Annotated in this window: 19 protein-coding genes; 12 read left to right on the top strand and 7 right to left on the bottom strand. The window is 69.0% G+C overall.

What is annotated here, in order from left to right; translation table 11 throughout:
• Window positions 1-44: 44 nt before the first annotated feature.
• Window positions 45-392 (top strand): DUF1330 domain-containing protein, encoded by a 348-nt coding sequence (locus LOK44_RS09995; protein ID WP_237569862.1) that lies wholly within the window; start codon window positions 45-47, stop codon window positions 390-392.
• A 154-nt stretch (window positions 393-546) separates the two neighbouring features.
• Here LOK44_RS09995 and LOK44_RS09990 read toward each other — a convergent pair whose 3' ends face one another.
• Window positions 547-1,266 (bottom strand): DUF899 domain-containing protein, encoded by a 720-nt coding sequence (locus LOK44_RS09990; protein ID WP_237569861.1) that lies wholly within the window; start codon window positions 1,264-1,266, stop codon window positions 547-549.
• Window positions 1,267-1,336: 70 nt separating this feature from the next.
• On the bottom strand, window positions 1,337-2,032 hold the full coding sequence (locus LOK44_RS09985; RefSeq protein WP_237569860.1) for a histidine phosphatase family protein: 696 nt from the start codon (window positions 2,030-2,032) through the stop codon (window positions 1,337-1,339).
• Window positions 2,033-2,097: 65 nt separating this feature from the next.
• On the opposite strand from LOK44_RS09985, the gene LOK44_RS09980 reads away from it, so the two are divergent.
• Window positions 2,098-5,391, top strand: coding sequence for an error-prone DNA polymerase (locus tag LOK44_RS09980; RefSeq protein ID WP_237569859.1), 3,294 nt, complete (start codon window positions 2,098-2,100; stop codon window positions 5,389-5,391).
• 157 nt (window positions 5,392-5,548) lie between these two features.
• The gene (locus LOK44_RS09975) at window positions 5,549-6,202 is read left to right on the top strand and encodes a nitroreductase family protein (protein WP_237569858.1); all 654 of its coding nucleotides are present in this window, start codon (window positions 5,549-5,551) and stop codon (window positions 6,200-6,202) included.
• On the opposite strand, the gene LOK44_RS09970 is transcribed toward LOK44_RS09975, so the two are convergent.
• Complete coding sequence (locus LOK44_RS09970) at window positions 6,147-7,457, bottom strand: amidase family protein (protein WP_237569857.1); 1,311 nt, start codon at window positions 7,455-7,457, stop codon at window positions 6,147-6,149. The genes LOK44_RS09975 and LOK44_RS09970 overlap by 56 nt on opposite strands.
• 117 nt (window positions 7,458-7,574) lie before the next feature.
• Here LOK44_RS09970 and LOK44_RS09965 point away from each other — a divergent pair, with 117 nt between their 5' ends.
• Both LOK44_RS09965 and LOK44_RS09960 read left to right on the top strand, forming a co-directional pair.
• Window positions 7,575-8,189: a DUF1989 domain-containing protein gene (locus tag LOK44_RS09965; RefSeq protein ID WP_237569856.1), complete on the top strand. Its 615-nt coding sequence runs from the start codon at window positions 7,575-7,577 to the stop codon at window positions 8,187-8,189.
• A gap of 26 nt (window positions 8,190-8,215) precedes the next feature.
• Complete coding sequence (locus tag LOK44_RS09960; protein ID WP_237569855.1) at window positions 8,216-9,337, top strand: oxidoreductase; 1,122 nt, start codon at window positions 8,216-8,218, stop codon at window positions 9,335-9,337.
• A gap of 15 nt (window positions 9,338-9,352) precedes the next feature.
• Here LOK44_RS09960 and LOK44_RS09955 read toward each other — a convergent pair whose 3' ends face one another.
• Window positions 9,353-10,915 carry a PucR family transcriptional regulator gene (locus LOK44_RS09955; protein WP_237570566.1) on the bottom strand — a complete coding sequence of 521 codons (1,563 nt, stop codon included), beginning with the start codon at window positions 10,913-10,915 and terminating at the stop codon, window positions 9,353-9,355.
• Between the two features lie 96 nt (window positions 10,916-11,011).
• Here LOK44_RS09955 and LOK44_RS09950 point away from each other — a divergent pair, with 96 nt between their 5' ends.
• Window positions 11,012-12,436: a cytosine permease gene (locus LOK44_RS09950; RefSeq protein WP_237569854.1), complete on the top strand. Its 1,425-nt coding sequence runs from the start codon at window positions 11,012-11,014 to the stop codon at window positions 12,434-12,436.
• Window positions 12,433-13,017, top strand: coding sequence for a VOC family protein (locus tag LOK44_RS09945; protein WP_237569853.1), 585 nt, complete (start codon window positions 12,433-12,435; stop codon window positions 13,015-13,017). The genes LOK44_RS09950 and LOK44_RS09945 overlap by 4 nt, the downstream gene beginning before the upstream one ends.
• Window positions 13,018-13,033: 16 nt before the next feature.
• Here LOK44_RS09945 and LOK44_RS09940 read toward each other — a convergent pair whose 3' ends face one another.
• A complete protein-coding gene (locus LOK44_RS09940) occupies window positions 13,034-13,498 on the bottom strand; it encodes a tRNA (cytidine(34)-2'-O)-methyltransferase (RefSeq protein WP_237570565.1) in 465 nt (154 codons plus the stop codon).
• A 160-nt stretch (window positions 13,499-13,658) separates the two neighbouring features.
• Window positions 13,659-13,940 (bottom strand): hypothetical protein, encoded by a 282-nt coding sequence (locus tag LOK44_RS29920; RefSeq protein ID WP_237569852.1) that lies wholly within the window; start codon window positions 13,938-13,940, stop codon window positions 13,659-13,661.
• Here LOK44_RS29920 and LOK44_RS09930 point away from each other — a divergent pair.
• The 5 genes from LOK44_RS09930 to LOK44_RS09910 all read left to right on the top strand — a co-directional run bounded on the left by LOK44_RS09930 (window position 13,930) and on the right by LOK44_RS09910 (window position 18,517).
• Complete coding sequence (locus LOK44_RS09930) at window positions 13,930-16,563, top strand: HAMP domain-containing sensor histidine kinase (protein WP_237569851.1); 2,634 nt, start codon at window positions 13,930-13,932, stop codon at window positions 16,561-16,563. The genes LOK44_RS29920 and LOK44_RS09930 overlap by 11 nt on opposite strands.
• Complete coding sequence (locus tag LOK44_RS09925; protein WP_163918838.1) at window positions 16,560-16,967, top strand: roadblock/LC7 domain-containing protein; 408 nt, start codon at window positions 16,560-16,562, stop codon at window positions 16,965-16,967. The genes LOK44_RS09930 and LOK44_RS09925 overlap by 4 nt, the downstream gene beginning before the upstream one ends.
• Before the next feature lie 105 nt (window positions 16,968-17,072).
• Entirely contained in the window at window positions 17,073-17,360 is a 288-nt protein-coding gene (locus LOK44_RS09920) for a DUF742 domain-containing protein (protein WP_237570564.1), read from the top strand.
• Window positions 17,341-17,955, top strand: a complete 615-nt coding sequence (locus LOK44_RS09915) for a GTP-binding protein (RefSeq protein WP_237569850.1) — start codon at window positions 17,341-17,343, stop codon at window positions 17,953-17,955. The genes LOK44_RS09920 and LOK44_RS09915 overlap by 20 nt, the downstream gene beginning before the upstream one ends.
• A gap of 1 nt (window position 17,956) precedes the next feature.
• Window positions 17,957-18,517, top strand: a complete 561-nt coding sequence (locus LOK44_RS09910) for a pentapeptide repeat-containing protein (protein WP_237569849.1) — start codon at window positions 17,957-17,959, stop codon at window positions 18,515-18,517.
• Between the two features lie 124 nt (window positions 18,518-18,641).
• Here LOK44_RS09910 and LOK44_RS09905 read toward each other — a convergent pair whose 3' ends face one another.
• On the bottom strand, window positions 18,642-21,287 hold the full coding sequence (locus LOK44_RS09905) for an ATP-binding cassette domain-containing protein (RefSeq protein WP_237569848.1): 2,646 nt from the start codon (window positions 21,285-21,287) through the stop codon (window positions 18,642-18,644).
• Between the last annotated feature and the right edge of the window lie 149 nt (window positions 21,288-21,436).

Here is a 21,436-nt window from a genome sequence, read left to right as displayed (position 1 = left end):
CCCGGGTAATCGATTTCGGACGCCGCGCGGGCGACCATGGAGTCATGACCAATTCCGTGCCCGCCTACGCGGTGGCCTACCTGCGCGACGTCGACTTCAACGAGGAAATCATCCGCTACATGCGGGAGATCGACGCCACGCTCACGCCTTTCGGGGGCGAGTTCATCGTCCACGGTGGCCGCATGACCGCCGTGGAGGGCGAGTGGGACGGAACGCTGGTGATGATCCGGTTCCCCGACGCCGACGCCGCGACGCGGTGGTACGAGTCACCCGGCTATCAACGCATACTGCCGCTGCGAGTAAACAATTCGTCGTCGATCACCGCACTGGTGGAGGGCGTCGCGCCTGGGCATACCGGAGCCAAGCGCGTCGAAGAGCTGCTGAACGGCTAGCTCACCCGACGACGTCCGTGCCGGAACCGTTGGAGCCGCAAGTCGTATCGCCATCACCAGTCGCCAGTGTCCGTGCCTGCCCGCGTCGTCTAGATGGCCGGGCAGCCAGGCGATGGTCCGGGTGGAGACGTCGCGCGATCCTGAGTCGGTGCGGTCACCGCTCGGCTCCGTCCGGGCCGTAGTGCTCGGCGACGTCGGGGGAGTCGAGCCACTTGGAATAGGTCGGCGACTTCGGCCAGCCCTCGGGGGAGTCCTGCCACTCCTCCTGGCGTCCCCACGGCAGCAGGTCGATCAGCGCGAAGGTGTGGCTCAGTTGCTCGGTGCCGCGGCCGTTGGTGTGCCAGGTGCGGTAGACGGTGTCGCCGTCGCGCAGGAACACGTTGACCGCGAACCCTTCTCCGGGTGCGGCGTCGACGTCGGCACCGAACGAGCTGCCCGCCGAGGAGTACCAGTCCATGCGGTTGCCGACCTTGGTCCGGTAGGCCAACGCCTCCTCGATCGGACCGTTGGTGACGATGACGAAGCGGGCGTCGTAGGCGTCGAGGAAGTCCAATCGGGTGAACTGCGAGGTGAATCCCGTGCACCCGCCACACTGCCACTGTGCGCCGTCGGTCCACATGTGGTGATAGGTGATCAGTTGGCTGCGACCATCGAACACGTCGGTCAGCCGGACGGGTCCGTCCTCGCCTGCGAGCGTGTACTCGGGGAGTTCGACCATGGGCAGGCGTCGGCGCTGCGCTGCGATGGCGTCGAGTTCGCGGGTGGCGGCCTTCTCACGACGGCGCAGGTCTTCGAGCGCGGTGCTCCAGGTCGCCTGGTCGACGACGGGGGGCTTGGCGGTGTTGGTTCGATCGGTCACGGTCTGTTCGGTCATGGTGCCTCCTCCAGAATCTGATCCTCTTGGCGATGTCGACTCGGCTGCGGCGTGGAACTCATCGCCGTGGTCATTCGACTTTCGTGCCGTCCCATTCGACGAGCCGCCAGCCGTCGTCCGGGTTGCCGCGCACGACGACGCGGCCGGTGTTCGGCAGCGGCTGGGACTCGGCGAGTTCGAGTGGCGGATCGGTGACGTTGAGCAGCGTCCAGGTCGCGATGGCCGCACCGTGGGAGTAGACGACGGGCTGCTGCTGGCCGCTGCCGTAGACGACGTCGACGGCCTGGTCGAACCTGGCGTCGAATTCGTTGCCGTCGATGGAGCCGGGGATGCGGGCGGTGCGGTCGCCCGCCAGCCACTGCCTGATGGGCTGGTAGTAGCTACCGATGGCCGCGATTGCGGGACGGCCTTCGAGGTCGCCCGCCTCGATCTCGCGCAGGCCGTCCAGTACGACGATGGGTAGGCCGAGTTGGTCGGCGAGGGGTTGCGCCGTCTGCTGGGTTCTGATCATCGACGAGGCGTAGATGCCGTCGTCGGGCGTGCGGGTCAACTCGACTGCGACCTCCTTTGCCTGTCGTTCGCCCTTTGGCGTGATCGAGGGTCCCGGCACGGTGGTGTCGATGATTCCGCTGGCGTTGCCTGCGGACTCGGCGTGCCGGACGAAGGTGATGGTGACGTCGGGATCCGCCGAGGCCGGTGCGGCTAGGACGATGGCTGCCGTCATCGATGCGAACAGGACGCCCAGCGTGCGACGGAGTGGACTCATCGACCCATCCTGCGGGGTCGACGCCACCACTACAAGATCGAACGCATGTTCGATAACATTCGAGGGTGGGCTGGAACGATGGACCTTCGACGTGGACGGAGATGGAGCGCGTCCTCACCAGCAAGCCACGCCGGGCGGGCCTGCCCATCGCCGAACCGACGGGCGACGGTGGCGACAGCCCGGCCTGGTCGCGCAAGCGCGGCGCCTACGAGCCGGTGGGGGAGAAGCGTCGGCCCTCCGCCGTCCCGTATGCCGAATTGCACGCCCACTCCGCCTACAGCTTCCTCGACGGCGCCAGCACGCCCGAGGAACTGGTCGAGGAGGCGGCCCGGCTCGACCTGCGCGCCATCGCGCTGACCGACCACGATGGGCTCTACGGCGTGGTGCGGTTCGCCGAGGCTGCCAAGGAACTCGACGTGTCGACGGTGTTCGGTGCGGAGCTGTCGCTCGGGAACGTGCCACGCACCGAGGATCCCGACCCGCCGGGCCCGCACCTGCTGGTCCTGGCCCGTGGACCGGAGGGGTACCGGCGGCTGTCGCGTGAGATCGCCAAGGCGCACCTGGCCGGCGGCGAGAAGGGCAAGCCGCGCTACGACTACGACAGCCTGTCCGAGGCGGCGGGCGGGCACTGGCACGTGTTGACCGGCTGTCGCAAGGGTCATGTCCGGCAGGCGCTTTCGACGGGCGGACCGGAGGCGGCCGAGGCGGCGCTCGCCGACCTGGTCGACCGCTTCGGCGCCGGCCGCGTCAGCATCGAACTCAGTCGTCACGGCCACCCGCTCGACGACGAGCGCAACGCCGTCCTGGCCGGGTTGGCTCCCCGGTTCGGCGTCGACGTGGTCGCCACCACGGCCGCGCACTTCGCCGAACCCTCCAGGGGCAGGCTGGCCATGGCGATGGGCGCGATCCGGGCGCGCAACTCGATGGACGAGGCGGCGGGCTGGTTGGCGCCGCTGGGTGGGGCGCACCTGCGCTCGGGCGAGGAGATGGCCCGCCTGTTCTCGCACTGCCCCGAGATCGTCACGGCAGCAGCCGATCTGGGCGAACAATGTGCGTTCAAGCTGGCGTTGATCGCACCCCAGTTACCGCCGTTCGACGTGCCCGAGGGACACACCGAGGACAGCTGGCTGCGGCAGTTGACCATGACCGGTGCCGAGCGACGGTACGGCCCGCGGGAGCGGGCGCCGCACGCGTACGCGCAGATCGAGCACGAGCTGAAGGTCATCGCCCGGCTGAACTTCCCCGGCTACTTCCTGGTGGTCGACGACATCACGCGGTTCTGCCGGGACAACGGCATCCTCTGCCAGGGCAGGGGATCGGCGGCCAACTCGGCGGTCTGCTACGCCCTCGGCGTCACCAACGTCGACCCGGTGGCCAACGGCCTGCTGTTCGAACGGTTCCTGTCGCCGGCGCGTGACGGACCGCCGGACATCGACATCGACATCGAGTCGGATCTGCGGGAGCAGGCGATCCAGTACGTCTACGAACGCTACGGCCGCGACTACGCCGCGCAGGTGGCCAACGTCATCACCTACCGCGGTCGCAGTGCGGTGCGCGACATGGCCCGTGCGCTCGGCTACTCCCAGGGGCAGCAGGACGCGTGGAGCAAGCACATCAGCCGGTGGAACGGGCTGCCCGACTCGCCTGACGTCGAGGACATCCCGGAGTCGGTGATCGACCTGGCGCTCCAGGTCAAGAATCTGCCCCGGCACATGGGCATCCACTCCGGGGGCATGGTGATCTGCGATCGGCCCATCGCCGACGTCTGTCCGGTGGAGTGGGCGCGCATGGAGAACCGCAGCGTGCTGCAGTGGGACAAGGACGATTGTGCGGCAATCGGTTTGGTGAAGTTCGACATGCTGGGGCTCGGGATGCTCTCGGCGCTGCACTACTGCATCGACCTGGTCGCCGAGCACAAGGGCATCGACGTCGACCTGTCGCAGCTGGACCTGTCCGAGCCTGCCGTCTACGAGATGCTGCAGCGCGCCGACTCGGTCGGGGTGTTCCAGGTCGAGTCCAGGGCGCAGATGGCCACGCTGCCGCGGTTGAAGCCGCGGGTCTTCTACGACCTGGTGGTCGAGGTGGCGCTCATCCGCCCCGGCCCCATCCAGGGCGGGTCGGTGCACCCGTACATCAGCAGGCGCAACGGGGAGGAGCCGGTCACCTACGACCACCCGTCGATGGAGCCTGCACTACACAAGACGTTGGGCGTGCCGCTGTTCCAGGAGCAGCTGATGCAGTTGGCCGTCGACTGCGCAGGGTTCTCCGCGGGCGAGGCCGACCAGCTGCGCCGGGCGATGGGCTCCAAGCGGTCGACCGAGAAGATGCGACGCCTGCGGGACCGGTTCTACGACGGCATGCGGACCCGGCACGGCATCACCGGCGACGTGGCCGACCGGATCTACGAGAAGCTGGAGGCGTTCGCGAACTTCGGCTTCCCCGAAAGTCATTCGCTGAGCTTCGCCTCGCTGGTGTTCTACTCGTCGTGGTTCAAGCTGCATCATCCGGCGGTGTTCTGCGCGGCGTTGCTCCGCGCGCAGCCGATGGGCTTCTATTCGCCGCAGTCGCTGGTCGCCGACGCGAGACGGCACGGCGTGCTAGTGCACGGTCCCGACGTCAACGCGAGCCTGGCGCACGCCACGCTGGAGAACTCGGGCATGGAGGTGCGGCTGGGGCTCGGCGCGGTCCGCAACATCGGGTCCGACTTGGCCGAGCAGATGGTCGAGGAACGAAATGCCGATGGCGCGTACACGTCCCTGGTCGACCTGACCGGCCGCGTGCAGCTGTCGGTGCCGCAGACCGAGGCGCTGGCGACGGCGGGTGCGTTGAACTGCTTCGGCATCGAGCGGCGTGAGGCGTTGTGGGCGGCGGGGGCGGCGGCCAGTCAGCGGCCGGACCGGCTGCCCGGAGTCGGGTCGTCGTCGCACGTGCCGTCGCTGCCCGGCATGACGCACCTCGAGCTGACCGCGGCCGACGTCTGGGCCACCGGGGTGTCGCCGGACAGCCACCCCGTGCAGTTCCTGCGGGCGAAGCTCGAGGCGATGGGGGTGGTGCCCGCCGATCGGCTGCTCTCGGTGCGCGACGGCACCCGGGTGTTGATCGCGGGCGCGGTGACCCATCGGCAGCGCCCGGCCACCGCGCAGGGCGTGACGTTCCTGAACATCGAGGACGAGACCGGGATGGTCAACGTCATGTGCTCGCGCGGGGTGTGGGGGCGTCACCGCAGGCTGGCGCAGACGGCGTCGGCGCTGGTGATCCGCGGCATCGTGCAGAACGCGACGGGCGCGGTGACCATCGTCGCCGACGAGTTGCGACCCATCGACCTGCGCGTGGCGTCGCGGTCGCGCGACTTCCAGTGAGCTCGAGCCAGTGGGTGAGCCCTCTTTCCGCGAGCGTGCGTGTCTGCGGGCGACACGCCGCTCGCCGGGCGAAGTTCGCGCACGCTCGGCGAGGGCGGACGCGTCCGGGGAGCATGGCCGGGGGTGACCCCCAGGCACGCTGGGTAGTCTCCGAAACATGACTTCCTCCGAGCCGCTGAACCTCACCGTCGACGAACTCCTGACCACCACCCGGTCGGTCCGCAAACGCCTCGACCTGGAGAAGCCGGTGCCACGCGAGGTCCTCCTCGAATGCCTCGACCTCGCGCTGCAGGCACCCACGGGATCCAACTCGCAGGGGTGGCAGTGGATGTTCGTCGAGGACCCCGAGAAGAAGAAGGCGATCGCCGACGTCTATCGCATCGCCGCCAACCCCTATCTCGCCGCCCCCAAGCCCGAGTACGGCGACAGCCGCGACGAGCGCACTCCAATGGTCGTCGACTCGGCGAAGTTCCTCAGCGACCACCTGCACGAGGTGCCCGTGCTGATGATCCCGTGTCTGGAGGGTCGACCCGACGGCGCGCCCGCGGGAATGAGCGCCGGTTTCTGGGGATCGCTGATGCCCGCAGCGTGGAGCTTCATGCTGGCCCTGCGGTCGCGCGGGCTCGGCTCGGCGTGGACCTCACTGCACCTGCTGGGCGACGGCGAGAAGCAGGTCGCCGACCTGCTGGACATCCCGTTCGACAAGTACTCCCAGGGCGGGCTGTTCCCCGTCGCATACACCAAGGGCACCGACTTCAAGAAGGCCAAGCGTCTGCCCGCCGAGCAGCTGACGCACTGGGATACCTGGTAAGCCGCTCCATCTCCGCGGCGGCCGCCAACACGACGTCGTCGGCACCGTCCGGGGCGGACACCAACATGCCCGTCGACCCAAGCGTCGGCACCGTCACCCCGCACGCACCGAGGTAACTCAGCACCATCGTGGTGCGCAGGGTGCTCGCATTGCAGGCGTCGTAGACCTCGTCGGAACCGAGGAGGTCGTCGATGCGTGGTGGTTCGTGGCGCACGGTCGGGCACAGCAGCACGGCGCCCGCCAACTCGGCGGCGAACCGATCCCGCAACGGGCCCATCGCGCTGCGCACCGGTCGAACCGACTGTGGCGCATCGGCATTGCGGGCGAGCCGCCGCGCGGTCGTGGGCTCGACGTCCGCCGACGTCGACAGCAGCGCGCCGTAGGTGTCGTACGCGTCGGCGCCGACGATCGTGCCGTGGACGTCGAAGAGGTCCTGCGCGATCGCCATCGATTCGACGTGCTCGACGGTGACGTCCACGCCGCCCTCGCGCAGGGCCTCGACGGCCGACTCGAACGACGACCGGACCGCGGGCGTGCAGGCATCGAGCCATTCACCGGATGGGACGACGACGCGACGCACCGCGGGCGCTCGGCCGTCGCGTCCGATCAGCAGCCGGTCCAGCAGGCGGACGTCCTCCACCGAGCGCGCCAGCAGGCCGACGCTGTCGAGCGTGGGGGAGAGCGGCCGAAAGTCGTGTTCGCCGTATCGATGTCGGCTCGCACGGTAGCCGACACAGCCGCTGAACGCGGCGGGCACGCGCACCGAGCCGGAGGTGTCCGTCCCGATCGCGAAGGGCGCGATCCCGAGCGCGACGGCGACCGCCGACCCCGACGACGAGCCGCCCGGCACCAGTGCCGGATCTACCGGGTTGACCGGTGTGCCGAAGCGCCGGTTGACGCCGAGACCGGAGAACGCGAACTCGCTGAGGTTCGTCTTGCCGACGGTCACCATGCCGAGCGAGGCGCACCGTCGCACCAACGCACTGTCGGCGCGGGCTGGTGGATCGTCGGCGAGCGACGCCGCGCCACACGTGGTGACGGTGCCCGCGACGTCGAACAGGTCCTTCCACACCACCGGGATCCCGTCTAGCGGCCCGAGCAGGGCATCGTCGCGCCGTCGGTCGTCACTGCGGTCGGCTTCCCGGCGGGCGCGCTCATCGGTGACGGTGATCATCGTCGAGCGAGCCTCCGCGTCCGCGGTGCGAGTCAGAGCGCGCTCGGCCGCATCCCGGGCTGCGCCGTTGGGGGACTTCATCGCACCGAGGCTAGCCAGCCCCCAGACCACCGGCCATGGAGGAACGTACATCGAAGCGCACAGGCACTGAACGAAACGACATGAGCGCTCCACGCGAAGGCGACGTTGACTGTGGGCATGGAGTTGACGCACGACACCGCGACCATGGTGATCCCCGCCGGCCAGGGGCTGGCGTTCCGCATCCGCGCGGGTGACCGCTTCAGCCTCGTCGACCCCGAGGGCGGCCAGGTCGGCGACCTGTTCGCGTTCGCGGCCACCGACCCCGACGAATACCTGTCCGCCGCGCACACCCGAACGTCGGTCAGCAGGCTGTTCCCGCGCATCGGGGAGCACTTCCTGACCAACCGCCGACGGCCGATCCTCACGCTGACGGCCGACACGTCACCGGGCGCGCACGACATGCTCATCGCCGCCTGTGACCCCGCCCGCTACGACGCGCTCGGGGTAGCCGGGCACGCCTCGTGCGCGGACAACCTCCGAATCGCCCTGTCGCAGTTGAAAATGGCCGCGCCCGTCGTGCCGCAACCGGTCAACGTCTTCATGAACATCCCGGTCGGCGCCGATGGTGACCTGAGTTGGCTACCCGCGCCGAGCCGGCCCGGCGATGCCGTGACCTTCGAGGCGGACATGAATTGCGTGATCGTGGTCTCGGCCTGCCCGATGGACCTCAATCCCATCAACGGCGACCGACCCACCTCGCTTGCCATCGAATTCGTCGCACCCCGAACCTAGCCACCCGGCCCCATCAGGAGGACACCATGCAGTACGCACACCCCGCTCTGAGTCCCCATCGCATCGGCGCCCTGGCGCTGCGCAACCGGCTCGCCGTCGCCCCGATGACCCGCGTCTCGGCCATGCCGGACGGCACGGCCACCACCGAGATGGCCGACTACTACGCCGAATTCGCGCGCGGCGGCTTCGGGTTGATCGTCACCGAGGGCATCTACACCGACACCGCGCACAGTCAGGGATACCTGAACCAGCCCGGTCTGGCGACCGACGCGCACGTCGAGGCATGGCGTGGCGCCACCGAGGCCGTCCACGCCCACGGCGCCCCGTTCGTCGCCCAGTTGATGCACGCAGGCGCGCTGTCCCAGGGCAACTCCTTCGGTGCCGGGACCATCGCACCATCGGCCGTCGCCCCGATCGGACAGCCGCTCGGGGAGTACGGCGGGCACGACCACTGGCTGACGCCCCGGGCCGCGACCGGTGAAGACATCCGCAGCGTCATAGCCAGTTACGCCGATGCCGCCGTGCGGGCCGTGGCCGCGGGCTTCGACGGCGTGGAAGTCCATGCCGCCAACGGCTACCTGCTGGATCAGTTCCTCACCGTCTACACCAACCAGCGCGACGACGACTACGGCGGCGACATGGCCAACCGCATCCGGCTGACGGCCGAGGTCGTCGCGGCGATCCGCGACCGCGTCGGTGCCGACGTCCCGATCGGGGTGCGGTTGTCGCAGACCAAGGTCAACGACTTCACCTACCGCTGGCCGGGTGGTGCTGCCGACGCCGAGGTCATATTCGCTGCGCTGGCTCGAGCCGGTGTCGACTATCTGCACGTCGCCAGTGAGGGTCGAGACTTCATCGACACCGCCCGGCTCTCGGATGGCCGCACCATCACGGCGCTGGCCCGTGAGGTCAGTGGCGTACCGGTGATGGCCAACGGTGGAATGCACGATCCCCGACAGGCGGCCGACGTCCTCGCGGGAGAGCACGCCGACCTCTTGTCGGTCGCACGCGGCGCACTGGCCAACCCGGATCTGCCCGAGCGGCTCGCCGTAGGCGACGAGCTGAATCCGTTCGACCACGCGATGATTCAGCCAATGGCGACCATCGCCAACACGCGGGAGTGGGCAGCTGCGCGCAGCGTCCGATGAGACCCGCGGTGATCCTCAGCCCAGCGCGTCGGCCTCGATCGCGAGGAACAGGTCGACGCGGTCCTCGAGGCGGCTGACGTCCCGTCCGGTCAGTTCGCCGATCTTGGCGATGCGGTTGCGCAGCGTGTTCACGTGGACGTAGAGGGCGCCGGCGGTGGTCGACCACTGTCCGTCGTTGCTCAGGAACGTCCGCAGCGTGCGCTCGAGTTCGGTCCCGTGCTGCCCGTCGTGGTTGCGCAGCGGATCCAGAAGGTCATCGGCGAAGCGCCGCAACACCGTTCGGTCGTGCAAGCCGAGCAGCATACGGTGCGTCCCGATGTCGGCGAAGGTCCCCACCCGCGAGCCGGTACCGCGTCTGCGCAGCACTTGGCACACCTCCCGCGAACCGATCAGGGGTTCGCGTAGTGCTGCGGAATCGGTTGCCACCGAACCTATCCCGATGACGGTTCGGTCCTCGGGGAAGCGGGTGCCCATGGCGGTCACCAGTTCCTCGGCCAGTGTGACGATCGCCGCGGCGCCATCGTGCCACGGGAAGACGACGACGGTGTCCTGGCTGCCTGCGACGACCACCGCCGGAACGCCCCGCCGGGCGAAGAAGTCCTCGACCTCGTCGGTCGACCCAGCCGGTCGTCGTGGGCCGTCGCCGACGACGAGGGTGATGACGGCTAGCCGACCGGCGGGGTCGATGCCGAACGCCCGCAGCCTGTCCCGGACCTCGCCGGCCCGCGCAGCACCCGAGAGGATCATCTCGAGGAGTTCGCTGGAGAACCGCGACTCGATCGCCTGCAGGGCCTGCTGCTTGGTGACCTCCAGGCTCAGGAACCGTGCCGCCTGATCGACGGCTCCCTGCTCCTCGGGGGTGAGGTTGGACATGGGGCGCAGGCAGAACACGCCGGCGTCCACCTCGCCCATCGCGCCCTCGACCAGGAACACCGACGCGCGGCCGCCGTCGGGCAGGTCGACCTCCAGCGGCGGGGGCCTGCGTACGAGCGCGTGCGCCGCGGACTGATCGAAGTCGGGATGTACACCGGCGCCGGCGAGTCGTCGACCCATCCTGTCGACCACGACCAGCGGCAGATCGTGGTCGCGGCGCAGCACGTCGAGCACGCCCTGGGCGCCTCCACCACGCGAGATGGCCGTCGCCAGCGCGTTGCCACGCCGCACCAGCCCTGCAAGTGCCTCCTGGCGGGCTGCGCCCTGGATGCGAGCGGCCGCCTCCGTGATCGCCGTGAACGGCACGGCGATCGACACCGAAGCGAGCGGAAGACCAGCGTCGGTGCACGCGTCGAGCAGGTCGTGCGGCACCGTCGGCGTCGTCTCGGTGAGCCCGAAGATCAAGCCGGAGGCGCGAGCACGCCGGAGTGCATCCACGAAGGCGGCAGCACCGGCGACGTCGCGCCACAACCCGTTGGTGAGCACGAGTTCGGTGGCGCGGACGTACGGCGAGGGGTCGGGCAGCTCGGTGTTGTGCAGCCACAACACTTCCCGGTCGGTGTCACCCGGTTCGCCCGGCACCAGGAGGTCGAGTTCGAGCGCGGCGTCGTCGAGCAGGGCACGAAACGTGAGCACGTGTCTCATCATCCAGTCAACGAGGGCGACGGTGGACGTTTATCCACTCACTCGCCGTCTCCGCCGGTGTTTCGATGATCGTGCCAGCAACGACAGGAGTCCGCGATGTCGACCAGTCCGCTCGACGCACCGACCACGACCGACCCCACGGCAGATGCCGCGGTGCCCTTCGACGCCCACGGGATCGACCCGATCCCCGACGACAGTCGCGACTGTTCGCCGTGGGAGTTGTTCTGGATCTGGTCTGGCGCCAACATCGCGCCCATCAACTGGGTGCTGGGTGCACTCGGCATCACGCTGGGCCTCAGCCTGGTGGAGACGCTGCTGGTGGTGGTGCTCGGCAACGTCGTCGGGTGCGCCGTGTTCGGCGTGTTCAACGTCATCGGTCATCGCACGGCCGTCAACCAAATGGTGCTGGGCCGGGCGCCGTTCGGCACGAAGGGCGCGATCGTCCCGGGGCTCGCGCAGTTCGCGCTGACGATGGGCTGGGTCGGCGTCAACACCTGGGTGGTGCTCGACCTGGCTCTGGCGATGCTTGCCGAACTCGGCGTCACCGGCGGGGTGTGGCTCGAGGTCGCCGTAGCCGCCGGCATCATGGTCGTCCAGCTGGGCCTGGCCCTCTACGGGTTCTATGCCATCCGAAGCTTCGAGAAGTACACCGTGCCCGCCACCGTCGCGGTGATGGCGATCATGACCGTGATGGCCATGGCGACCACTGACGTGAACTGGAATCTGACCGGAACCCCGATGGACGGCGGCGACAAGGTCACCGCGGTGACGCAGCTGCTGACGGCCATCGGCATCGGCTGGGGTCTGACGTGGATCCCGTATGCGTCGGACTACAGCAGGTTCGTCCGGGTCACGGCCTCCACCCGCGCGGTGTTCTGGTCGTCCTCGCTCGGCATGTACCTGCCCACCGTCTGGCTCGCCGCGCTGGGGGCATGTCTGGCCAGCGCGGGCCATGGCAGCGACCCGTCCACCCTGGTGGTCAGCACCTTCGGCGTCATGGCCATCCCGGTGCTGCTGCTCCTCGTGCACGGGCCGATCGCGACGAACATCCTCAACCTGTACTCGTGCTCACTGGCTGCGCTGTCGATCGGCGTTCGGGCGGCACGCTGGAAGGTCACCCTGGTCGCGGGTCTGGTCGCCTCGGGTGTGCTGGCGGTGTTCGTCAACGCCGACAGCTTCGCCCATGCCTTCGATCAGTGGATGGTGTCGATCCTGGTGTGGATCAGCCCGTGGGCGGCGATCGTGCTCGTCGACTACTTCGTGGTCCGGCGCGGGTCACTGGACGTCGCGTCGCTCTACCCGGGTGACCGAGCACTGCCCGGCCGCGCGTTCAACGTCAGCGGACTGGTCAGCCTCGCGGCCGGCCTGATCGCAGGCTGGTCGTGGCAGTACGGATTGGTTCCGTTCATGCAGGGCCCGTTGGCCAAGGCGCTCGGCAACACCGACTTCTCCTGGCTGTCCGGCAGTCTCGTCGCCGGCGGCCTGTACTTCCTGCTGACGCGGCGGGAGGCGCGCTCGTGACCGACGACACCTCGCTGCCCACGGTGCTCAGCGCCACCACGCTGTCGAATGGCTTCCTGGGCAAGCTGATCGAGATCTGCTTCGTCACCACCGATCATCGTCGGACGATGGAGGGCCTGGTGCGGCTCGGCATCGGGCCGTGGCGGGTGTACACCTTCGACTCGGCCACGGTCACGGGCCGCACGTACCGCGGCGCCGACGCCGACTACGCGATCAAGGTCTGCTTCGCCGACGTCGGCGATCTGGCCGTCGAGATCATGGAGCCCCTGTACGGTCCGTCGATCTTCCAGGAGTTCCTCGACGCCCACGGCGAAGGCATCCAGCACGTCGCCTTCGATTGCGAGGAGAGGCCCTGGGAACAGCGCGCGGCCGAGTTCGAGCATCGGGGGTTCCCAGAAATCCAGTCGGGCCGGTTCATGGACGCCAACGCGTTCGCGTTCTTCGACACCGAGGCGGCCACCGGCACGACCTTCGAGACGTACTCGATCCCGCCGGGCTTCGTCTGGCCGGAGCCGCAGGAGTGGTACCCGGCTCCGCCGCCGGCCGGTCAGGCGCCCCCGGTGCGGGAACAGCGGCACTGATTCTCGTGCCGCGAAGTCACGTCGCGCCGGCGAAGCCGTTCTGTCGCCAGGCCTCGTACACCGCGACCGCGGCGGCATTCGACAGGTTGAGCGACCGCCGTCCCGCCAGCATGGGGATGCGCACGGTCGTGGTGACGTTCGGGTCGGCGAGTGTCTCGGCGTCCAACCCGGTCGGTTCGGGTCCGAAGAGCAGGACGTCCCCGGGGCGGTAGTCGACGGCGGCGAACGACGTCTCCGAGTGGGCGGTGAACGCGAAGACCCGCGCCGGCAGGACCGCTGCCCAGGCCGCGTCGAGGTCGGCGTGCACGGTCACCGACGCCAGGTCGTGGTAGTCGAGACCGGCGCGACGCAACTTGGGCTCCGACAGGTCGAAGCCCAACGGTTCGACGAGGTGCAGTTCGCATCCCGTGCCCGCGACCATGCGAATCGCATTGCCCGTGTTGGGCGCGATGCGCGGCGAGTAGAACATCACCTTGAACAATTGCCGCGCCTTCCCGATCATCAGTCCTGCCGACGCTACGTGTCTCCTCGTCGTTCGACGCCGCGAGAACGGCAATGGTCTCAGGCGTGCAACGACATTTGCTCGTATGGCACACGAAGTGGCAACGCCCTGGTCACGAACTCCGTTCGATCAGCAACAGTCATGGAAACCCCCGCTCATCGCTGTCATACTCGATCAATTGCCGGGCGATGACGCCTGCCCATCGATGGGCGAAGAGCTGCAGGAAGTCACATGAACGACGCGCGATCACGGAGATGCGGCCCACCGGCCCGAAAAGCGGCGCAGTCGCGATGACGGTCGCTGCGCAGCCACCATACGCGGGCACGGCAACCGAATTCGGCGACCATTCGACGCCGCCGGTGAAGCGGCCTTCGCGATGGTCGGTGAGCAATTGGCCCGTCGGCTGGAAAGTGTTCGCCATCGTATTGGTGCCGCTGTTGCTGGCAGGCGCATTCGGCGGGCTGCGCGTCTACTCCGGGTGGAATGAGGCAGCCGATTTGCGGGTGGCTGCCGATCGCGCGGAAATGGTGCCCGCCATCGAGCGCTACACGGCGGCCCTCGAGTCGGCCCTGTTGGCCAATTCGACCGGCGGTGACACCGCATCGGCGATCGCCGACTACGACGCAGCCAAGCAGGAACTGCAGCGCCGACTCGCCGCCACCGACGTCGTGCCCGACGTGGCCGCCGGCGTCGACTCGTTGCTCGACGACGGGCAGTCGCTGCTCGATCAGGTGACCGCCAACAGCATCGCCCTGCGCGACCGGATCACCGGGTACGCGCCGATCCTGCTCACCGCGGAGGACGCCGTGAACGGGTCGGTCCGCGTCGACGACGAACGCATCCGGGCCGACGCGCTGGGGCTGTCCAGGGCGATGGGCGCGCGCGGCCAGATGGTGATGCAGCAGCTGCTGGTCAACCTTGGCGCGCAGGTGCCCGAACCCGAACTGCGGACGTCGATGATCACGCTGGCGGGCACCGAGCCGTCCACGCTGTTCGGCATGGTGCAGGTGCTCGGAGTCGGTTCCCCCGACGCCGAGAAGCTGCAGGCCGAGATGGTGCGGCGGATGGCGCTGATGTCCGATCCAGCCGTGCCGCTGGTCAACAACCCCGAGATCTCCGAGTCGATCCGGACCACCGGTGACATCGCCCGCCAGGTCATCGACCGCACCACCGCGGACCTCTCCTCCGGCGTGGAGGATCAGGCAGCGGCCACGCGCAGCGAGGCCATTCGCGACTCGGTGATCGTCGGGATCGCACTGCTACTCGCGCTGCTACTGGTGGCGATCGTCTCGACCACGCTGATCCGGCCGTTGCGCAGGCTGCGCGACGGTGCGTTGCGGGTGGCGCACGAAGACTTGGCGCGCGAACTCGACCGGGTGCGCTCCGGCGGCGAGGTGCACCAGATCCAGCCGCTGCCGGTGTACACCACCGAGGAGATCGGGCAGGTCGCCCACGCGGTCGACGAACTGCACGAACAGGCCGTCCTGCTCGCCGGGGAACAGTCGCGGCTGCAGGTACAGCTCGGCGACATGTTCGAGACGCTGTCGCGCCGGAGCCGCTCGCTGGTGGACCAGCAGCTGTCGCTGATCGACCACCTCGAGCGCGACGAAGACGACCCCGAGCGGCTGCGGAGTCTGTTCCGCCTGGACCACCTGGCGGCCCGCATGCGACGCAACGGCGCCAACCTGCTGGTGCTCGCGGGATCGAAGGTGCCCCGCGAACACGCCGACCCGGTTCCGGTCGCGGCGCTGATCGACGCGGCGGCGTCCGAGGTGGAGGACTACACGCGGGTCGTCACGGCGACGGTCCCCGACAGCGAGGTGCTCGGCGTGGTCGCGGGCGACCTCGTGCACCTGCTGGCCGAGCTGCTCGACAACGCACTGCGCTATTCGCCGCCGGTCTCGCAGGTGCGGGTGTCCGCCGTGCACACCGGCAATGGCGGCCTCGTCGTGGAGATCAGTGACGTGGGCCTCGGCATGACCGACGCCGACCTCCGGGTCGCCAACGCCCGGCTGCAGTCCGGTGGCGAGGTCAACCCGTACACGGCGCGACACATGGGCCTGTTCGTCGTCGGACGCCTGGCCGCCCAGCACGGATTGGTAGTCCGGTTGCGCAACACCACTGCGGGCGAACGCAATTCGGGCACCACGGCGGGTGTCTACGTGCCCGCAGAGCTGCTGCTGCGAAACGGTGCGCCGATCCCTGCCGACGCGCAGGCGCCTGCCGAACCCTCCCTCGCCTTCGCGGCCGAGCCCGAACCCGCCCCCGCGGAATCCGCGGAGATGGAGTACGACGAATTCGCCGAGTACACCGAGGACGCCCCGGACACCGACGAGTTCGTCATTCAGGAACCCACAGAGGAGCCGGCAGCGGAGCCGGCAGCGGAACCGGCAGCCCGGAACGGCCGCGTCGAGGTGCCGGTGTCCTTCCTCCCGCAACGCAAGCCGGGTGCCAGCGGCATCGCCGACATCCCGCCGGGGCCACCGGAATTCACCGAGCTGACGCCGAGCGATGTTCAGGCGCCGACCGACACCTCCGCGTTCTTCGCATCACGCGCGCACGCGGCAGCCGAGGCGCAACCCGAGCCCGAACCCCTGCCGCCGAGCGCCCCGGCTGCCGAAGCCCGCACAGAGGGCAGCGGCGACGGCAGCATCTTCGACAAGATGCTGTCCGAGTGGCTCATCGACGACCCGCACGAACTCGCCCAGAGCACCGACCTCGACTGGCAGACGGTGTGGGACAAGGGTTGGTCGGCGGCCGCGGCGGCCGAAGACGCCCCCGTCGCAGAACACACCGACGACGGCCTACCCGTCCGGCAGCCCGGCGCACGGCTGGTTCCCGGCGCCGCCGATGACGACCACGACGACCGCAACGGCGTCGGAGCCCACGGCCGCAACGGTGCCCAGAACGGCACCGCCGACGAGTCACGTCCGATGCCTGCGCGCGACCCCGAAGCCGTGCGCGCCAGCATGAGCAGTCACTTCGGCGGCGTGCACGCCGGCCGCAACCACGTCCGCGAGAGCAGGGAGACCGACCGCGAATGACCCGTTCCGCCCAGCGCGACTCCCTTGACTGGCTGGTCGCAAGGTTCGCCGACGAGGTCGCCGGGGTGTCGCACGCCATCCTGGTGTCCGCCGACGGGCTGCTGATGGCGGCCAGTGCGCACATGCCGGTCGAACGGGCAGATCAGCTGGCGGCCGTGGCCTCGGGTTTGGCGAGTCTCTCCAGTGGTGCGGCCCAGCTGTTCGAGGGTGGTTACGTGCTGCAGTCGGTCGTCGAGATGGAGAACGGCTACCTGCTGTTGATGCGCGTCGGCGACGGGTCGCACCTCGCCACCCTGGCGACCAGGTCCTGCGACATTGGACAGATCGGCTACGAGATGGCGATCCTGGTCGAGCGGGTGGGCGCCGTGGTGCAATCCGGCCGCCGCTCCGCGCACCGGGGGTGAGCTGACGTGGATCAGGTGCGCGACGGCTGGCGCAACGGCGGTTCGCCCGCTGAGCCCAACCTGGTACGGCCCTACATCCTGACGGCTGGTCGCACCGCGCCGCGCATGGATCTGCCGGTCGAGGCGACGATCGCGACGGCCGAACCGAGCCCACCGGCACGCTGGCCGGGCAGTGACGTGCGGGCCAGAATCGTGGACCTTGGCGGTGGCAGCACGTCCGTCGCGGAGGTCGCGTCGCGGCTCGACTTGCCGCTCGGCGTTGCGCGCGTGCTGATCGGTGATCTCGTGGCGCAGGGGTATCTTCGGGTGAACGCCACGTTGTCGGAATCGGCGACGATAGAGGAACGGCGGGAACTCATAGGGAGGACGCTGCGTGGGCTACGGGCACTCTGAGCGCAAGCGCTCATCCGGCTCAGAGTCTTCGCGCAAGCGCTCATCCGCCTCCACGAAGATCGTCGTCTCCGGTGGTTTCGGAGCGGGCAAGACCACGTTCGTCGGTGCCGTCTCCGAGATCGTGCCGCTGCGCACCGAGGCCATCGTCACCAATGCCTCGTCGGGCCTCGACGGGCTCGACGCCACCCCGGACAAGAACACCACCACCGTCGCAATGGACTTCGGCCGCATCACCCTGGCCGACGACCTGATCCTGTACCTGTTCGGCACGCCCGGGCAGCGGCGCTTCTGGTTCATGTGGGACGACCTGGTGCGCGGGGCGATCGGCGCGATCATCCTGGTCGACGTGCGGCGCCTGCAGGACAGCTTCGCGGCCGTGGACTTCTTCGAGGCCCGCAAGATGCCATTCCTGATCGCGGTCAACGAGTTCGACGGCACGCGACGGTATTCGGCCGAGGCGGTGCGTACGGCGCTCGCTCTGCCCGACCACGTTCCGGTGGTGCTCGTCGACGCGCGCGACCGGCACTCGGCGCGTGCCTCGCTGATCGCTCTGACCGAGTACGCACTGATGAACGTCAGCTCGATGACCGGCTGACGTGGTCGATTCCGACGTTACCTGGATCGACCGGGAGTACGAGGGGCACGACTTTCGCGACCAGGACCTCAGCCGGCTGCGCACCGAGCGGGTGGTGTTCACCGAATGCAACTTCAGCGGTGTCGACATGACCGAGTCCGAGCATCTGGGCTCGGCGTTCCGCAACTGCGACTTCCGTCGGACGGCGCTGGCGCACAGCACGTTCCGCCAGTGCAGTTTGCTGGGGTCGGTGTTCACCGAGTGCCGCCTGCGCCCGATCACACTCCATGAGGTGGACCTGACGCTCACCGTGCTCGCCGGCTGCGACCTGCAGAAGGTGGACCTGTCGGACTGCCGCCTCCGTGAGGCGAGCCTGGTGGGCGCCAACCTACGCGAGGCGGTGCTGCGTCGTGCCGACCTCTCCGGCGCCCGCACCCAGAACGCGAAGTTCGGCAAGGCCGATCTGCGCGGCGCCCGCGTCGACGCGACGTTCTGGACCACCGTCGAGATGCGCGGCGCGAGGGTCGACGTCGACCAGGCAGTCGCCTACGCGGTGGCCCACGGCCTGGTGCTCGCCGACTGAGTCAGCGTCAGCCGGGTTGAATGGGCTGACTCCTCACGGGGCTCGTGCCTCGCCCCGAGTCGTCGTCAGCCGGGTTGAATGGGCTGACTCCTCACGGGGGCTCGTGCCTCGCCCCGAGTCGTCGTCAGCCGGCCTTGAGCCGAATCTTGAAGCGCACGAAGCACACGTAGAAGATCGACAGCACGCCCAGCATGGCCATGTCGAACAGCCACGCGTCCGACGTGTGCTTCCAGTGCGAATCGTCCGGCATGATCGGCGGCTTCACCATGTCGGTCACGCCCACCGTCGATGCCGTGGCGCCGAAGCCCCAGCGGGCAGGCGTGATCCACGACAGCTGATCGAGCCCGAGGCGGCCAGTGACCGGAATCAGACCGCCGGAGAACACCAGCTGCGACATGATCGCGACGACAAGTAGCGGCATGATCTGCTCGCTGGTCTTGGCCAACGCCGACAGCGCGAGGCCCACCGTCGCCGCGCATACGGTCGTGGCGGCCATGCCGATGAACAACTCGATCGAGGCGGCCACCTCACCGTCGCCCAGTACCACCGCGCCGTTCTGGGGCGCGCCGACGCCGATCAGCGTGATCCCGGTGACGATGGCGGACTGCACTATCGCGAACACCGAGTAGATGCAGACCTTCGCCAGCAGATAGGCCGACGTCGACAGACCCACCGCCTGTTCGCGAAGAAAAATCGCGCGTTCGCCGATCAGGTCGCGAACCGTCAGCGCGGTGCCCATGAAGATGGCGCCCACGTTCAGCAGCACCAGTACCTGGCCCGGCTGATTCGGCGCGTCACCGACGGGGGAGGGCTGACCAAAGCCGGTGGAGCCGGGCACGGACAGCGACAGCACACCCATGATGAACGGGAGGATCGCCAGGAAGATGAAGTAGCCGCGGTCGGAGACGATGAGCCGCATCTGGCGCCGGGCGATCGTCGAGAACTGGTGCATCACACTGGTGCTCGCCGGGCTACCGAGGTCTGCGGGTTGCTCCGCAGGCGGTGCCGGTGGGGGCGGACCGTTGAGGTCGAGGTAGCGCCTGCTGGCCGCGTCGGGATCGCCCGCGACCGTGCTGAAGATGTCGGCCCAGTTGGTGGTGCCCAGCTGCGTCCCGATCTGGTCGGGCGGCCCGCAGAACGCGGTCTTGCCGCCCGGGGCCAGTAGCAGCACCTGGTCGCACACGTCGAGGTAGGTCAGCGAGTGGGTCACGACCAACACCACGCGGCCCGCGTCGGCGAGTTGGCGCAGCATCGTCATGACCTGGCGGTCGAGTGCGGGGTCCAGGCCGGAGGTGGGCTCGTCGAGGATCAGCAGCGAGGGGCCGGTCAGCAGTTCGAGCGCCACCGATGCGCGCTTGCGCTGACCACCGGAGAGCTTGTCGACGCGGGTCTCGAGATGCTTGGTCATCTCGAGTTCTTCGAGGACCTGCATGACGACGTGCTCGCGGTCTTCCTTCGTCGTGTCGGGCGGCAGCCGGAGTTCCGCGGCGTACATAAGCGCCTGCTTCACGGTGAGCTGGCCGTGCACCACGTCGTCCTGGGGGACCATTCCGATACGCGATCGGAGCGAGGCGTACTCCGAGTGGATGTCGTGACCTTCGAAGGTCACGGTGCCGCTGGTGGGGTGGGTGTAGCCGGCGACGAGCTTGGCGAACGTCGACTTGCCTGCACCGGACGGGCCGATGATCGCGGTCAGCGTGCCGGTGCGCGCGGCCAGCGAGATGTTGTTCAGCAGCGTCTTGTTGTTCTCGATGGTCCACGTGACGCCGTTGACCTCGAGGCCGCCGGTGCGGGTGGCCGTCGCCTCGGTCTGAGTGCGCCGGGCGAGGCTGCCGCCGGCGAAGACGAGGTCGACGTTGCCGATGGTGACCACGTCGCCGTCGCGCAGCAGTGCGGCCTCGACGCGGGTGCCGTTGACGAACGTGCCGTTGATGCTGCGGTTGTCGACGATCTCGGTGCCGGCCGGAGTCATCACCAGGCTGGCGTGGTGGCGCCCGGCCAGCACGTCCGGGATGACGATGTCATTGTCGGTGGCGCGGCCGATCTTCACCGCGCCCACCGGGGTCTCCGGTGCCCCCCGCCCCGGGCGGAGGATCTTCATCATGCTGGTGGCGAGGTTGCCCTCGCTCTGTCGTGGCGCAGCGGTCGGTCCCAGCGTCGTGACGGGTTCGGCGGACGGCTGCGAAATCGGCTGGGCGTACCGCTGCTGCGGCGAACTGGGGTAGCTCGGCGCACTCGGGTAGCCGGTCTGCGGCCCCTGCGGGTAGGCCTGCCTGCTGCTTTGCGGCGCGGGCGCGGGACCGGACGGGTAGCGCGGCGGCTGACCCGGCGGGTAGGCCTGACGCGGCGGCGGCATCGTCTGCGGTGACATGGCGTGCGGCGCCTGCGTCGACCAGGAGGTGCTTGGGCGACCAGCGACCGGTACGGCGGCGGTGGGTGGGGGCGACCCCGCCGAACCCTGATGCCGGCCCACCTCGAACGTCAGCCGCGGCCCGTCGGGGTTGCCGATGTTGACGCCGAGGCCGTCGGTGATGTCGACGACGGGAACGCGCTGCCCGTTGACGTACACGCCGTTGAGCGAGCCGTTGTCGATGGCGAGCCAGCGACCCTGGTCGTACCGCAGGAGCAGGTGGGCGCGCGAGGTCAGGGGGTGGGCGATGCGGATGTCGGCGCGCAGATCGCGGCCGACGACGACGTCGCTGCCGGGTGCGAAGGTGCGCGACGATCCGTCGTGTCGGACGGTCAGCGCAGGCGGAGTCGGTCGCGTCATCGGCTACGACTCTAACGGCATGGGTGCGCCGCGAGGCCGGCCCACGAGGCGGTGTCGGCGGCGGGTTGCGGCCTCGGTGGGGCTCGTCGCACGACACGGTCGGCTGCCAACTGATTGCAAAGCAAACGATTCTCGGATCCTTGGCGTCG

The sequence above is a fragment of the Mycolicibacterium lacusdiani genome, from assembly GCF_021916785.1.
Lineage (GTDB): Bacteria > Actinomycetota > Actinomycetes > Mycobacteriales > Mycobacteriaceae > Mycobacterium > Mycobacterium lacusdiani.
The sequence above is the reverse complement of the archived record's forward strand: the minus strand, read 5'-3'. Positions and strand labels throughout refer to the sequence as shown.